Below are 12,683 nucleotides of genomic sequence, written 5' to 3' on the forward strand. Positions count from 1 at the left end.
CCGATGCGCGTGATCGTCCATCCGGGCTTTCACAAGACCGGCACCTCCACCATCCAGACGGGGCTGCGCGCGGCCCGCACGCATCTGCCCGATTGGGCGATCGCGCTCCGCGAGGATATCCCCGATGCCTCCGCCGCCGCCCGAGCCTATTCGCTGACGCGCGACCCGATGGAGCTGGGCCTCTATCAGGCGGCGCTGGCCGATTGGGCCGACGCGTTGCCGAAGGGGACGAAGCAGGCCGTGATCTCGATCGAAGGGCTGTCCGGCCACATGCCGGGGCGCGACGGGGTGCTCGATTATGCCGCCGCCCCCGCTCTCATGGCCGCACTGGCCGAAGTGTTCTGGGCGGCCTATGGGTCGGCGCTTGATCTCGAGATGTTCCTGACCATCCGCGAGACATCCGCCTGGATCGACAGCCTGCATTGGCAGCATGTGCGCACCGGCACACTGGGCGAACCCCTCACCGCGTTTCGCGCGCGGCTTGACGGTTTCGAGATCGCACCAACTCTGCGCGACATCGAGACTGCCGTGGCTCCGGCCCGCGTGACCTCGGTGGCGCTCGAAGAGACGCTGTCCTATCCGCGTGGGCCGCTCACCCCGCTTCTCGATCGCATGGGTATCTCGCTCGCCGCGCGCGCGCCCATCGAAGCCGGGGTGACCGCGAATGCCCGACCGAGCGCGGTGGATCGCGCCGTCCTCGCCGATACGCTTGCCGCGATCAACGCGGAGGGCTTGCCGCGCGAGGCCGCGCAGGAGAAAAAACGCGACGTGCTGCGCGCAGCCTGGCGTGAAGAGGCAGAGGTGAAGAGCGATGACTGACGACAAACCCACCCTCGCGACGAAATCCCACGGGCGGCTGAGCATCTCCGCTTCGCGCAAGCCGCGCACGTTGATGGAGGAGCCCGCGCGCCTGAAAGGCGCATGGACGGCAAAGATCGTCACGCTCTTCCCTGAGGCCTTCCCGGGAACGCTGGGACTGAGCCTCCTGGGCCGCGCACGCGAGCTGGGTCTGTGGGCTTTGGAGACCATCGACCTGCGCCCCTTCGGTATCGGCAAGCATCGCAACGTGGACGACACGCCCGCAGGCGGCGGCGCGGGCATGGTGCTGCGCGCCGATGTGGTGGGCGCCGCGCTGAGCGAAGCGGCGATCGGCACGCCCGAGGACCGCGCACGCTGGCCGGTCATCTACCTCTCGCCGCGCGGCAAGCCCTTCGATCAGGCGATGGCGCGCCGCTTCGCCGAGGCCGACGGGATGACGCTTCTTTGCGGACGGTTCGAGGGCGTGGACGAGCGCGTGCTGGAGCATTTCGGCGTCGAGGAGGTCTCGATCGGCGATTTCGTCCTCACCGGCGGCGAAGTGGCCGCCCAGGTGCTGATCGACGCCACCGTGCGGCTGATCCCGGGCGTGCTCGGCAATGCCGAGTCGGCGGTGGAGGAAAGCCATTCCAGCGGGCTGCTGGAGCACCCCCAATACACCCGCCCTGCTGAATGGGAAGGCCGCACGATCCCCGAGGTGCTGACCTCGGGCAACCACAAGAAGATCGAAGCGTGGCGCCGCGAGATGAGCGAGAAGCTGACGCAGGAACGGCGGCCGGATCTGTGGGAGAAGCACGCAGCGAAGAAAGACTAGGCGTTCCCAACTACCGGTCTCGCGCTAAGATGACTTCAATTTCATCATAGGCAGTTCGCGATGTGGCTTTTTTACGACCTCGCGGACAACGCAGAGTTCGTTCATGAATTTCAAAAGTTGGAAGACCCAATTTATCTTTGAGGAAGCGTTTTCGATCGCTGTCACCGTTCTTGGCTATGTGATCGACTACAAGCTCTTTTTCTTTCTGGGGCTAATGAATATCTTCAGCATCGTGCCCGGACGCGCTTTCCGTCGGTTCCTTAAAGAGGTGCAAGAGCGCACGGAAACTCCGACGACGACCCCAAACGAGACCGAGAAATAGCGCCGTCGCCCAGACCGCTCGAAGTCGCCAAGCCCACAAGGGCTGAACCCCAGCTTTCCCCTTGCCACATTGGTCATTTCCCCGTAATACGCGCGGGTCCGGACCGGAATCGGCCCTCGGACCCTTTTGCTGTTGCCCGGCGGCGCCTTCTTCGGCCCGCTCCAAGGCCCGGCAAAGGGCGCAAAAGCGAAAGACGACCTGAACCCTCCCGCGGGCGCGACCCTGATACAGGCGACCGGACCCGGCGAAGACGCGGAGCTCTGAGGCGGCGAAACCTTCACGGGAAAAACCGTGAGCATCGAAAGGAAACAGCGATGAACCTGATCGCACAGATCGAGGCGGAGCAGATCGCCAGCCTCGGCAAGACCATCCCGGATTTCAAAGCCGGCGACACCATCCGCGTTGGCTACAAAGTCACCGAAGGCACCCGTTCGCGCGTGCAGGCCTATGAAGGCGTCTGCATCGCCCGCAAGGGCGGCGACACGCTGGCGGCGTCGTTCACCGTGCGCAAGATCTCCTTCGGCGAAGGCGTGGAGCGTGTGTTCCCGCTCTACTCGACCAACATCGACTCGATCGAAGTGGTCCGCCGTGGCCGCGTCCGTCGCGCGAAGCTGTACTACCTGCGTTCGCGTCGCGGCAAATCGGCCCGTATCGCCGAAGACACCACCTACAAACCCAAAGCCGACGCGTAAGGAGCGGGACTATGAAAGCGGAAATCCATCCCGACTACCACATGATCACCGTCAAGATGACCGACGGCACCGAGTACCAGACCCGTTCGACCTGGGGCAAGGAAGGCGACACGATGACGCTCGACATCGACCCGACCTCGCACCCGGCCTGGACCGGCGGCTCGTCGCGCCTGATGGACACCGGTGGCCGTGTGTCGAAGTTCAAGAACAAATATGCGGGCCTCGGCTTCTGAGCCTGAGCTGCATGACCGTTTCGGAAAAGGGCGCCTTCGGGGCGCCCTTTTTCATTGCGCAACTGATGGTCTGACGCACGGCTTCACGACATCAGAGCCGCGCACGGGGATGGACCCCCAGATACTGGCCGCCAGATACTGGTCTCCAGATACTGGCCGCGCCCCCTAGCCCTTCCCTTGATTCCCTAGTAAACCGCGCCCAAACCGCAGACACGCAAGAGGGTCTTCATGGCGCGCCATCTCATCACCTCGGCCATTCCCTATATCAACGGCATCAAGCACCTCGGGAACCTCGTGGGCTCGCAGCTGCCGGCTGATCTCTTCGCCCGCTACCAGCGCGCGCGGGGCAACGAGGTGATGTTCATCTGCGCCACCGACGAGCACGGCACACCGGCCGAGCTGGCCGCCGCCAAGGCCGGCAAGCCGGTCGCGGAGTATTGCGCCGAGATGCATGACGTGCAGGCGAAGATCGCAGAAGGCTTCCGTCTCAGCTTCGATCATTTCGGCCGCTCGTCGAGCCCGCAGAACCACCGCCTGACGCAGCATTTCGCGGTCAAGCTGGCCGAGGCCGGGCTGATCCGCGAAGTCACCGAGCAGCAGATGTATTCCAAGGCCGACGGACGCTTCCTGCCCGACCGCTATATCGAGGGCACCTGCCCGAATTGCGGCTTCGAGAGCGCACGCGGCGATCAGTGCGACAACTGCACCAAGCAGCTCGACCCTGTGGACCTGATCAACCCGCATTCGGTGATCTCGGGCTCGACCGATCTGGAGATGCGCGAGACCAAGCATCTCTTCCTGCGCCAATCGGCGATGAAGGATCAGCTCGACGCCTGGATCGATAGCAAGACCGACTGGCCGGTGCTGACGACCTCGATCGCGAAGAAATGGCTCCACGACGGCGACGGCTTGCAGGATCGCGGCATTACCCGCGACCTCAGCTGGGGCGTCCCTGCTCAGTTCGAGGGAGCGCCCTGGTCGGGCATGGAAGGCAAGGTCTTCTACGTCTGGTTCGACGCGCCGATCGAATATATCGCCGCGACCGAGGAATGGACCGAGAAGACAGGCGGCGACTGGGAGCGCTGGTGGCGCACCGACAAGGGTGCGGAGGACGTGACCTATACCCAGTTCATGGGCAAGGATAACGTGCCCTTCCACACGCTGAGCTTCCCCGCGACCATCCTCGGCTCGGGCGAGCCGTGGAAGCTCGTGGATTACATCAAGTCGTTCAACTACCTGAACTACGATGGTGGCCAGTTCTCGACCTCGCGCGGGCGCGGCGTCTTCATGGATCAGGCGCTGGAAATCCTGCCCGCCGATTACTGGCGCTGGTGGCTTCTGAGCCACGCGCCCGAGAGCGCCGATGCCGAATTCACGTGGGAGAACTTCCAGGTTTCGGTGAACAAAGATCTTGCGGACGTTCTGGGCAATTTCGTCAGTCGGATCACCAAATTCACCCGCTCGAAATTCGGCGAGGCGATCCCCGAGGGCGGGACCTGGGGCGATCAGGAGACAGCGCTGACCGAGGAGCTGAGCACCCGCATCCGCGCCTATGAGACGCATATGGAAGAGAAAGACATCCGCAAGGCCGCGGGTGAACTGCGCGCGATCTGGGTGGCCGGCAATGAATATCTTCAGGCTGCAGCCCCCTGGTCCGTCTTCAAGACCGATCCCGATCAGGCCGCCGCCATCGCGCGCCTGGCGCTGAACCTGATCCCGCTCTACGCCGTGCTTTCGGCGCCCTTCATTCCCGATGCCGCAGAGCTGATGCTGGACGCGATGCAGACCGAGGATCGTAGCTGGCCCGAGGATGTAAAAACCGCGCTTACCGCGCTTCCCGCGGGCCATGCCTTCACCACACCCGAGGTGCTCTTCCGCAAGATCTCGGACGAGGAGCGCGAAGCCTGGCAGGACCGTTTCGCCGGCACGCGGGACTGATCCCTAAAAGAGGGGGCGCTGCCCCCTCTGGCCTTTGGCCATTCACCCCCGAGATATTTGGATCAAGAAGAAGGGTCAGATTCTCTTAACCAGAATCGGGCCAGACTAACTGTGCGGTACAGGCGGAGACGCCGATGACCGCTCAAGGAGAAGCGCCCGGCCTGCTGCCCGAAGAGGGTTCGAGCCGGGCGTATTTGCTTCTTCTTGATGGAAATATCTCGGGGGTGAGGCGCCAGAAGCGCCGAGGGGGCAGAGCCCCCTCTTGATTGCGATGCGTATCGCGGTCCGGCGACGATAGAGAGACAGCGTCCCTTAGCCCACATCGGTTCGCCCGCGCCGGTCTGGCCGCAGGTTGGAATAAAGAACGTGATTGCGCCAGCGCCCATTGATCTGCAGATAACTCTGCGCGACACCCTCGTATTTGAAGCCTGACTTCTCCAGAACCCCGCGCGAAGGGCCATTCTCCGGCAGGCAGGCAGCCTCGATCCGGCTCAGGTCGAGCTTGGTGAAGGCGTGATGCACGAGCGCCTCGATCGCCTCACGCATATAGCCCTGCCGGGCGTAGCGTTGACCAATCCAATAGCCGAGCGTGCCTGATTGCGCGGGGCCGCGACGGATATTGTCCAAAGTGATGGCGCCAAGCAGCGTGTCATCCGCGCGCGAGATCAAGAAGACCGGCAGGGCCGTACCGCTCGCGATGGCGCGCGCTGCCCAATAGACACGGTTCGAGAAGGCCTTTCGGCTGAGATGATCCGGCGACCAGCTCGGCTCCCATGGCACGAGGAAAGTGCGGCTTTCTTCGCGCAGACCTGCCCAGGACCGGTAATCACCATGCTGCGGCGGGCGCAGGACCATCCGCTCCGTATCGATCCGAAGCTGGCGACGGCGCGCGAACATCAAGCGGCAAGCCTCTCGCGCAACTCCCCAAGCTCGGGCGCGTCCTTCACCGGGCCGTAAAGCGCCATCGCCGTGCGCCCGCCAATAGCCAGACGTTCGCCGAAGTCGCGCACCGCGTCGCGGGTCACGCCGTCGATCCGGGCCGAGGCCTCGTCGATGCCCGGCACCCGGCCCCAGATATTGAGGCTGCGCGCCATGCGCTCGGCCCGCGACGAGGCGCTCTCCAGCCCCATCAGGAGCCCCGCCTTGATCTGCGCACGAGCGCGCGCGATCTCGGCCTCGCTCATGTCTTCGGCGGCGCGCTTCATCTCGTCGATGGTCAACTCGGCCAGTGCGCGGATCTCCTCGCCCGAGGTTCCGGCATAGACGGTGAACATGCCGGTGTCCTCATAGGCGCCCGCCTGCGAGAAGATCGTGTAGCACAGGCCCCGCTCCTCGCGGATCTTCTGGAACAGGCGCGAGGACATGCCGCCGCCCATCGCCACCGAATAGACCTGCGCGGTGTAGAGATCGGCGTCGCGATAGCTCGGCCCCTCGATGCCAAGCGCGAAATGCGCCTGTTCGAGCGACTTGATCTCGCGGCGTTCATTGCCCGTCCAACTCGCGGCCTGCGGCGCGGGGTTCAACGCGGGGCGCAGATCGCCGAAGATATCCTCGGCACGTTTCACGATCTCGGCGTGATCGACGGCCCCGGCGGCCGAGAGGATCATCTGGTCGGGGCCGTAATGCTCGGACACGAAACGGGCGAGATCGTCGCGCGCGAAGCTGCGCACACGCTCGGCCGGGCCGAGGATCGTGCGGCCCATCGGCTGATCCGGGTAGGCCGCCTCTTGCAGCCAGTCGAAAATCACGTCGTCGGGCGTGTCGAGCGACTGGCCGATTTCCTGCAGGATCACGCCGCGCTCCACCTCGATCTCGCGCTGATCGAAGACCGGGTTCAGCAGGATGTCCGAAATCACGTCGAGCGCGAGCGGCACGTCATCGGCCAGCACACGGGCGTAATAGGCGGTCATCTCGCGCGAGGTATAGGCGTTGATATAGCCGCCCACATCCTCGATCGCCTCGGCGATCTGCAAAGCCGAACGCGTCTTCGTGCCCTTGAACGCCATGTGTTCAAGGAAATGCGCGATGCCGTTCTGCTCGGGGCGCTCGTGACGGCCACCGGCGGTCACCCAGATCCCGATCGAGGCCGAGGCGAGGCCGGGCATCTTCTCGGTGATGATGCGCAGGCCGTTCTTCAGGGTCGTCATCTCGATCATGTGCGGCGACGCTCCCGGATCAGCGCTTCGAGCGCATCGAGATCATTGGGCACGCGGGTCACGCGCTCCTCGCGGGTGAACAGATCCGCCATGCGCGGCGGCAGCTCGGGGCGGATGCCCGTCGCCTCTTCCACCGCATCGGGGAATTTCGCGGGGTGCGCGGTCGCAAGCGTGATCATCGGCGTGGCAGGATCGCGCGCGACGGCCTGTTTGCCAACGTTGACGCCGACCGCCGAATGCGGACAGAGCAGCTCGCCAGTTTCCTTCAGGGTGTCGCCGATCTCTTCGAGCGTGCGCGCCTCACCCACCGAACCGCTGTCGTAGATGTCGCGCAGCGCGCCGATCGCGTTGTCCGAGACGGTGAAAGAGCCCTCGGTTTTCAGCTCCTCCATCAGCTTCTCGATTGCGGCCCCGTCCTTGCCATAGGCCCAGAACAGCGCGCGCTCGAAGTTCGAGCTCACCTCGATATCCATCGACGGCGAGATCGAGGGCGTCACGCCCTGTTTGGTGTAATCACCCTTCGAAAGGCAGCGATGCAGGATATCGTTCTGGTTCGTCGCGATCACCAGACGCTCGATCGGAAGGCCCATTTCCTTCGCAAGGAACCCCGCGAAGATGTCCCCGAAATTGCCGGTCGGCACGGTGAAGGAGACCTTGCGCTGCGGTGCACCAAGCGCCACGGCGGCAGAGAAGTAATAGACGATCTGCGCCAGCACGCGGGCGAAGTTGATCGAGTTCACGCCCGCAAGGCCAACCTCGTCGCGGAAGGTGAAATCGTTGAACATGTCCTTCAGCTTGCCTTGGCAATCGTCGAAATCACCGTCGAGCGCGAGCGCGTGGACATTGCCCTCGATAGGCGTCGTCATCTGGCGGCGCTGCACTTCCGAGACGCGGCCATGCGGGAAGAGGATGAACACATCCACATTGTCGAGCCCGCGGAAAGCCTCGATCGCCGCCGAGCCGGTATCGCCCGAAGTGGCGCCGACGATGGTGATCTTCTGGTTGCGCTTCTCCAGCTCGATCTGGAAGAGCTGCCCGATCACCTGCATCGCGAAATCCTTGAACGCGAGGGTCGGGCCGTGGAACAGTTCGAGCAGGAAATGGTTCGGCGCAAGCTGCACCATCGGCGCGCGGGCGACATGGCCGAAGCCCGCATAGGCGCGGGTGATGGCGCCGCGCAGTTCCTCGTCCGAGAAGGTCTCGGAGACGAAGGGCTTCATCACGCGGAACGCGGTCTCTTCGTAAGAGAGCCCCGCAAGCGCCGCGATCTCATCGGCGGAGAACTGCGGCACGGTCTCGGGGACGTAAAGCCCGCCGTCACGGGCAAGCCCCGTGAGCATCGCATCGCCGAAATTCAGAACCGGGGCTTTGCCCCGCGTGGAAACATAACGCATCGTCAATCCTCAGGCCGGTTGCCGCCTGATACGCCAGAGAAGAAAGATTGTCATCCCGGCCCAGACGATTGCGAGCAAAAACCAGGTGATTGCGTAGCCAAGATGGTCATTCGGGATGCCGGTGATGGTCACGGGGACCGGCGTGATACCCTGCGCATCCCCCTGAACGGTGCGGGCGACGACCAGAACGGGCTCGGTCCCGAGCTTGGCGGCCATCGCGGGCACGTCGCGGGCGAACCAGATACCGGTCTTGGCATCGGGTGCGGGCGTGTATTTGTCGGCCTCTTCGGGCCAGTGGAGGTTGCCGGTGACGCTCAGATCGGTGGCGGGGCGGGCCGTGCCCTTCGCGTCTTCGGGGATGAAGCCACGATCGAGCAGGATCTTGCGGCCCTGATCGGTCTCGAAGGCGTCGATCACCCGGTAGCCCGCGCCGACACCTTTCTGGCCCGAGAGCACGAGGATCTCCTGCCCCGTCGTGCGGCCCGCGACATGCACCGGCTCGTATTTCAGCGGCTTGGTATCGGAGCCCGTCGCCGGCAGCGCCTGCGGTTGCCCTTCGATCTTGGCCGAGATCTCAGCCAGCATCGCCTCTTTCCAGCCCAGTCGCTGCACCTGCCAGATCCCGAGCGAGATCAGAATCGCACAGCCGACGATGCCCAGAAGCAGCGGAAAGATATAGCGTTTCATCAGCCCTCCGACGAAGCGGCGCGAGGGTCGCCCCCCGCGCCGCGTTGCACGTTTCCTTGCACTCTGGCCGGGGGCGCTTACGCGCTGCCCCAGATATAGATCGAGGCAAACAGGAAGAGCCAGACCACATCGACGAAGTGCCAGTACCAGGCGGCGGCCTCGAAGCCGACATGCTCGTTCTGGGTCATCTGGCCCTTGATGATGCGGATCAGGCAGACCAGCAGGAAAATCGTTCCGATGATCACATGAAGACCATGGAAGCCCGTCGCCATGAAGAAGTTGGCGCCGTAGATATTGCCCGACAGGCCGAAGGCCGCGTGGCTGTATTCATAGGCTTGCAGCACGGTGAAGGAGGCACCGAGCAAAACGGTCAGGATGAGCCCGTTCTTCACCGCCTTGCGATCGTTGTCATGCACGAGCGCGTGGTGCGCCCAGGTCAGCGTCACACCCGACAGCAGCAGGATCACGGTGTTGATCAGCGGCAGGTGCCACGGATCGAAGGTCTGGATACCCTCGGGCGGCCAGACGCCGTCCTGGATCGGGCTCATCGGGCCCATCGGATACATGGCGTGCTTGAAGAAGCTCCAGAACCAGGCCGCGAAGAACATCACTTCGGACATGATGAAGAGGATGAAGCCGTAGCGCAGACCGATCCGCACAACGGGCGTGTGATCGCCTACCTCGCCCTCATGGACCACGTCGGACCACCAGCCGTACATCGTGTAGAGCACGATCAGCAGGCCCGCGAAGAACATGTAATGGGTGATGTCCCGCATCCACAGGACTGCCCCGAAGAGCATGACGAACCCGCCCACTGCGCCGAGTAGCGGCCAGATCGAGGGTGGCAGGATATGGTAGTCGTGGTTCTTTGCGTGCGCCATGCGTCTCCCTCCGATGGCTTAGTTGACCGTCTCCGCCGCTTTCGGGCGGACCGAGGCTGTCTTCTCGGGAAGGTCGGTTTCGTAGAAAGTGTAGCTCAGGGTGATCGAGTGGATCCGCTTCGCATCGGCATCCTCGACGATCGAAGGATCGACGAAGAAGCTCACCGGCATCTGCACCCTCTCCCCGGGTTGCAGCACCTGTTCGGTGAAGCAGAAACACTGGATCTTGTCGAAATAGTAGCCTGCCACATCGGGCGAGACATTGTAGCTTGCCGTACCCGCGACAGGTCGGTCGGTCGGGTTATAGGCCTCGTAGAAGGCGAGCCCGTTCTGACCGATCTTGAGCTTCATCTCGGTCTGGACCGGCTTGAACTCCCACGGCATACCGCGCGAGACATTGGCGTCGAAGCGCACGGTGATCTCGCGGTCGAGCACGTGATCGGGCAATTTCTCGGCCACGTTGGTCGTGCCGCCGTAACCCGTCGTCTTGCAGAACCAGTTGTAGAACGGTACCGCCGCCCAAGCGCCCGCCCCCATCACGACGATCACCGCGAGCAGCATCAGCAGCACGCGGGTGTTCGACTTGTTCGGGGCGACGGGCTGGTTCACTTCTGCACCCCCTCCGCCGGCAGCAGCGAGGTGCGCGGCTGATGGTCATAGGCCTCCAGCGTCGAGCCGCGCTCGACCTTGACCACGGTCAGGCCAAAGACGATGGCCACGAACCCGAGAAGCACCACGCCCAGTCCCGCATTGCGCGAGAACCTGCGGATATGAAGATCACTGTCCCGGGTAATTGCCATCGCTTACCAGACTCCCAAACCGATATGGCTCAGCCCCTCTTCGGCCAGCAAGGCTGCGAAATGCGCGAAGAGATAGACGAGCGAGAAATAGAAGAACCGCTTTTCCACGGCGTATTTGTCGGCCTCGGCCTGAACCTCGGTCCGGCCGTGGATCTCGATCGCGCCCTTGATGAAGAGCGCGTTCATCACGATCGCGGTCGCAAGGTACAGCGGCCCGCCGATCGAGGTGAAGCCGGTCCCCACCGCAAGCGGCGCGAGGATCAGCGTGTAGACGAGGATGTTCTTGCGAGTGTGTTCGCGGCCATGGGTGACCGTGAGCATCGGCACTTTCGCCTCGTGATAGTCCGACTTCATGAACAGCGCGAGCGACCAGAAATGCGGCGGCGTCCAGAGGAACACCAGGAGGAACATCGCGATCGATTCGATCGAGACGCCACCCGTCGCCACCGCCCAGCCGATCATCGGAGGGAAGGCACCCGCCGCGCCGCCGATCACGATGTTCTGCGGCGTCGCGCGCTTCAGCCACATCGTGTAGATCACCACGTAGAAGAAGATCGTGAAGGCAAGGAATAGCCCCGAGAAGATATTCGTGGCCAGCGCCAGCATCACGCAGGAGATGCCCGAGAGCGCCAAGCCGAAGCCAAGCGCCTCGCGCTCGGTCACTTTGCCTGCGGGGATCGGACGGCTACGGGTGCGGCGCATGATGCGGTCGATATCGGCGTCATACCACATGTTGAGCGCGCCCGACGCGCCCCCGCCCAGCGCGATGAACAGGATCGCGACGAACCCCACGAAAGGGTGAACAGGGTTCGGCGCGACCACGAGCCCCACGAAGGCCGTGAACACCACGAGAGACATCACCCTCGGCTTCAGAAGCGCGATGTAATCACCGAAGCGCGCTTCGTTGTCCTGTTGCTGGATGTAGCTGATATCACTCATGAATTATCCCTCGGGTATCTCGCGCTAGCGTTCAGTTCTGCGCGACCCGAACCGGCTTCTCGGCATCGACCGATGCGAAGTCATTCTTCGCGCGCTCAAGCCAGTTAGCGTAAACTTCCGGTGAGACAACTTTGACCACGATGGGCATGTAGGCGTGGTTGGTGCCACACAGTTCCGAACATTGGCCGAAATACACGCCCTCTTGATCGGCCTTAAACCACAATTGCGCGATCCGGCCCGGCACGGCGTCCTGCTTCACGGCAAAGGCGGGCACGGTCCAGCTATGGATCACGTCGGCCCCGGTGACCTGAACCACGATCGTCTTGCCCGCGGGCACGACCATCGCATTGTCGGCGGCGAGAAGATATTCGTCGGGCGCGTAGCCGTGCTCTTCCAGCTCATCCTTGGTGAGCATGATCGAGTCGAAGACGACCCCTTCCTCGGGATATTCGTAGCCCCAATACCACTGGTAGCCGGTCACCTTCACGGTGATGTCTCCCTCGGGGATCTCCTGCTGGTTCCACAGCGCGGGCAGCGAGAAGGCCCCGATCGCCACGAGGATCAGAATCGGAACGAAGGTCCAGGTGATCTCGAGCGGAGTATTGTGGGTGAAACGGCGCGGATTGGGATTCGCGCGGCTATTGAAGCGCAGCAGCGCATAAAAGATCAGCGCGAAAACGAAGACGCAGATCGCGGCGATGATCACGAGAAGCATGTGATCGAGCCATTGTTGGTCCTCTGCGAGGCTTGACGAGGCGGGTTGGAACCCGGTTCCGCCCAAATGCGGCTTACCGATCACCGGCAGCCCTTTGATCATGTCCTGAGCCGCGGCTTGCCCGGCGACGAGCGTCAACAGTGCAGTCGACGCGACAGCGGCCGCGAAACCGCGGCTGAAGCTTGCTTTACGCATTCATGTCTCCCTCTTGCGGCTCTCCCTGCCGCCAACGCGGGCTTTCGGCTCTCCCAAACCGGTGCCCCCGTTGTGTATTTCCGATTAAAGATCATATTTGT

Annotated in this window: 15 protein-coding genes; 6 read left to right on the top strand and 9 right to left on the bottom strand. The window is 63.3% G+C overall.

From position 1 onward, the window contains the following. The first annotated feature begins 3 nt into the window (after window positions 1–3). The 6 genes from TP2_RS17925 to metG all read left to right on the top strand — a co-directional run bounded on the left by TP2_RS17925 (window position 4) and on the right by metG (window position 4,815). Window positions 4–819, top strand: a complete 816-nt coding sequence (locus TP2_RS17925) for a hypothetical protein (RefSeq protein ID WP_051692262.1) — start codon at window positions 4–6, stop codon at window positions 817–819. Beyond that, window positions 812–1,630, top strand: coding sequence for a tRNA (guanosine(37)-N1)-methyltransferase TrmD (trmD, locus tag TP2_RS06000; protein ID WP_038074849.1), 819 nt, complete (start codon window positions 812–814; stop codon window positions 1,628–1,630). Before TP2_RS17925 ends, trmD begins: the two co-directional genes overlap by 8 nt. 103 nt (window positions 1,631–1,733) lie before the next feature. Continuing rightward, window positions 1,734–1,952 (top strand): hypothetical protein, encoded by a 219-nt coding sequence (locus tag TP2_RS06005; RefSeq protein ID WP_038074850.1) that lies wholly within the window; start codon window positions 1,734–1,736, stop codon window positions 1,950–1,952. 314 nt (window positions 1,953–2,266) lie between these two features. Then, on the top strand, window positions 2,267–2,644 hold the full coding sequence (gene rplS / locus TP2_RS06010) for a 50S ribosomal protein L19 (RefSeq protein WP_038074852.1): 378 nt from the start codon (window positions 2,267–2,269) through the stop codon (window positions 2,642–2,644). Window positions 2,645–2,655: 11 nt separating this feature from the next. Beyond that, window positions 2,656–2,877, top strand: a complete 222-nt coding sequence (gene rpmE / locus TP2_RS06015; protein ID WP_038074857.1) for a 50S ribosomal protein L31 — start codon at window positions 2,656–2,658, stop codon at window positions 2,875–2,877. A 228-nt stretch (window positions 2,878–3,105) separates the two neighbouring features. Further along, entirely contained in the window at window positions 3,106–4,815 is a 1,710-nt protein-coding gene (gene metG, locus TP2_RS06020) for a methionine--tRNA ligase (RefSeq protein WP_038074858.1), read from the top strand. 312 nt (window positions 4,816–5,127) lie between these two features. Here metG and TP2_RS06025 read toward each other — a convergent pair whose 3' ends face one another. From TP2_RS06025 to coxB, 9 genes are all read right to left on the bottom strand, one after another. Beyond that, window positions 5,128–5,712 carry a GNAT family N-acetyltransferase gene (locus TP2_RS06025; RefSeq protein ID WP_038074859.1) on the bottom strand — a complete coding sequence of 195 codons (585 nt, stop codon included), beginning with the start codon at window positions 5,710–5,712 and terminating at the stop codon, window positions 5,128–5,130. After that, window positions 5,712–6,971: a M16 family metallopeptidase gene (locus tag TP2_RS06030; RefSeq protein WP_038074860.1), complete on the bottom strand. Its 1,260-nt coding sequence runs from the start codon at window positions 6,969–6,971 to the stop codon at window positions 5,712–5,714. Before TP2_RS06030 ends, TP2_RS06025 begins: the two co-directional genes overlap by 1 nt. Then, a complete protein-coding gene (gene thrC, locus TP2_RS06035; protein WP_038074861.1) occupies window positions 6,968–8,365 on the bottom strand; it encodes a threonine synthase in 1,398 nt (465 codons plus the stop codon). Before thrC ends, TP2_RS06030 begins: the two co-directional genes overlap by 4 nt. Before the next feature lie 9 nt (window positions 8,366–8,374). After that, window positions 8,375–9,055: an SURF1 family protein gene (locus tag TP2_RS06040; RefSeq protein WP_038074862.1), complete on the bottom strand. Its 681-nt coding sequence runs from the start codon at window positions 9,053–9,055 to the stop codon at window positions 8,375–8,377. A gap of 74 nt (window positions 9,056–9,129) precedes the next feature. Next, window positions 9,130–9,933, bottom strand: coding sequence for a cytochrome c oxidase subunit 3 (locus TP2_RS06045; protein ID WP_038074865.1), 804 nt, complete (start codon window positions 9,931–9,933; stop codon window positions 9,130–9,132). Window positions 9,934–9,951: 18 nt separating this feature from the next. Further along, window positions 9,952–10,542, bottom strand: coding sequence for a cytochrome c oxidase assembly protein (locus tag TP2_RS06050; RefSeq protein ID WP_276202126.1), 591 nt, complete (start codon window positions 10,540–10,542; stop codon window positions 9,952–9,954). Beyond that, complete coding sequence (locus TP2_RS06055; RefSeq protein WP_038074867.1) at window positions 10,539–10,733, bottom strand: hypothetical protein; 195 nt, start codon at window positions 10,731–10,733, stop codon at window positions 10,539–10,541. The genes TP2_RS06050 and TP2_RS06055 overlap by 4 nt, the downstream gene beginning before the upstream one ends. 3 nt (window positions 10,734–10,736) lie before the next feature. Next, a complete protein-coding gene (gene cyoE / locus TP2_RS06060) occupies window positions 10,737–11,672 on the bottom strand; it encodes a heme o synthase (protein ID WP_038074870.1) in 936 nt (311 codons plus the stop codon). Window positions 11,673–11,703: 31 nt separating this feature from the next. Beyond that, the gene (coxB, locus tag TP2_RS06065) at window positions 11,704–12,582 is read right to left on the bottom strand and encodes a cytochrome c oxidase subunit II (RefSeq protein ID WP_051692263.1); all 879 of its coding nucleotides are present in this window, start codon (window positions 12,580–12,582) and stop codon (window positions 11,704–11,706) included. Between the last annotated feature and the right edge of the window lie 101 nt (window positions 12,583–12,683).

Origin of the sequence: Thioclava pacifica DSM 10166 (assembly GCF_000714535.1) — a bacterium.
Lineage (GTDB): Bacteria > Pseudomonadota > Alphaproteobacteria > Rhodobacterales > Rhodobacteraceae > Thioclava > Thioclava pacifica.

Excerpts from the sequence above, each read along its gene's own strand:
- TP2_RS17925 (WP_051692262.1), top strand. The coding sequence starts at position 4 with ATGCGCGTGATCGTCCATCCGGGCTTTCACAAGACCGGCACCTCCACC.
- trmD (WP_038074849.1), top strand. The coding sequence starts at position 812 with ATGACTGACGACAAACCCACCCTCGCGACGAAATCCCACGGGCGGCTG.
- TP2_RS06005 (WP_038074850.1), top strand. The coding sequence starts at position 1,734 with ATGAATTTCAAAAGTTGGAAGACCCAATTTATCTTTGAGGAAGCGTTT.
- rplS (WP_038074852.1), top strand. The coding sequence starts at position 2,267 with ATGAACCTGATCGCACAGATCGAGGCGGAGCAGATCGCCAGCCTCGGC.
- rpmE (WP_038074857.1), top strand. The coding sequence starts at position 2,656 with ATGAAAGCGGAAATCCATCCCGACTACCACATGATCACCGTCAAGATG.
- metG (WP_038074858.1), top strand. The coding sequence starts at position 3,106 with ATGGCGCGCCATCTCATCACCTCGGCCATTCCCTATATCAACGGCATC.
- TP2_RS06025 (WP_038074859.1), bottom strand. The coding sequence starts at position 5,712 with ATGTTCGCGCGCCGTCGCCAGCTTCGGATCGATACGGAGCGGATGGTC.
- TP2_RS06030 (WP_038074860.1), bottom strand. The coding sequence starts at position 6,971 with ATGATCGAGATGACGACCCTGAAGAACGGCCTGCGCATCATCACCGAG.
- thrC (WP_038074861.1), bottom strand. The coding sequence starts at position 8,365 with ATGCGTTATGTTTCCACGCGGGGCAAAGCCCCGGTTCTGAATTTCGGC.
- TP2_RS06045 (WP_038074865.1), bottom strand. The coding sequence starts at position 9,933 with ATGGCGCACGCAAAGAACCACGACTACCATATCCTGCCACCCTCGATC.
- TP2_RS06055 (WP_038074867.1), bottom strand. The coding sequence starts at position 10,733 with ATGGCAATTACCCGGGACAGTGATCTTCATATCCGCAGGTTCTCGCGC.
- cyoE (WP_038074870.1), bottom strand. The coding sequence starts at position 11,672 with ATGAGTGATATCAGCTACATCCAGCAACAGGACAACGAAGCGCGCTTC.
- coxB (WP_051692263.1), bottom strand. The coding sequence starts at position 12,582 with ATGCGTAAAGCAAGCTTCAGCCGCGGTTTCGCGGCCGCTGTCGCGTCG.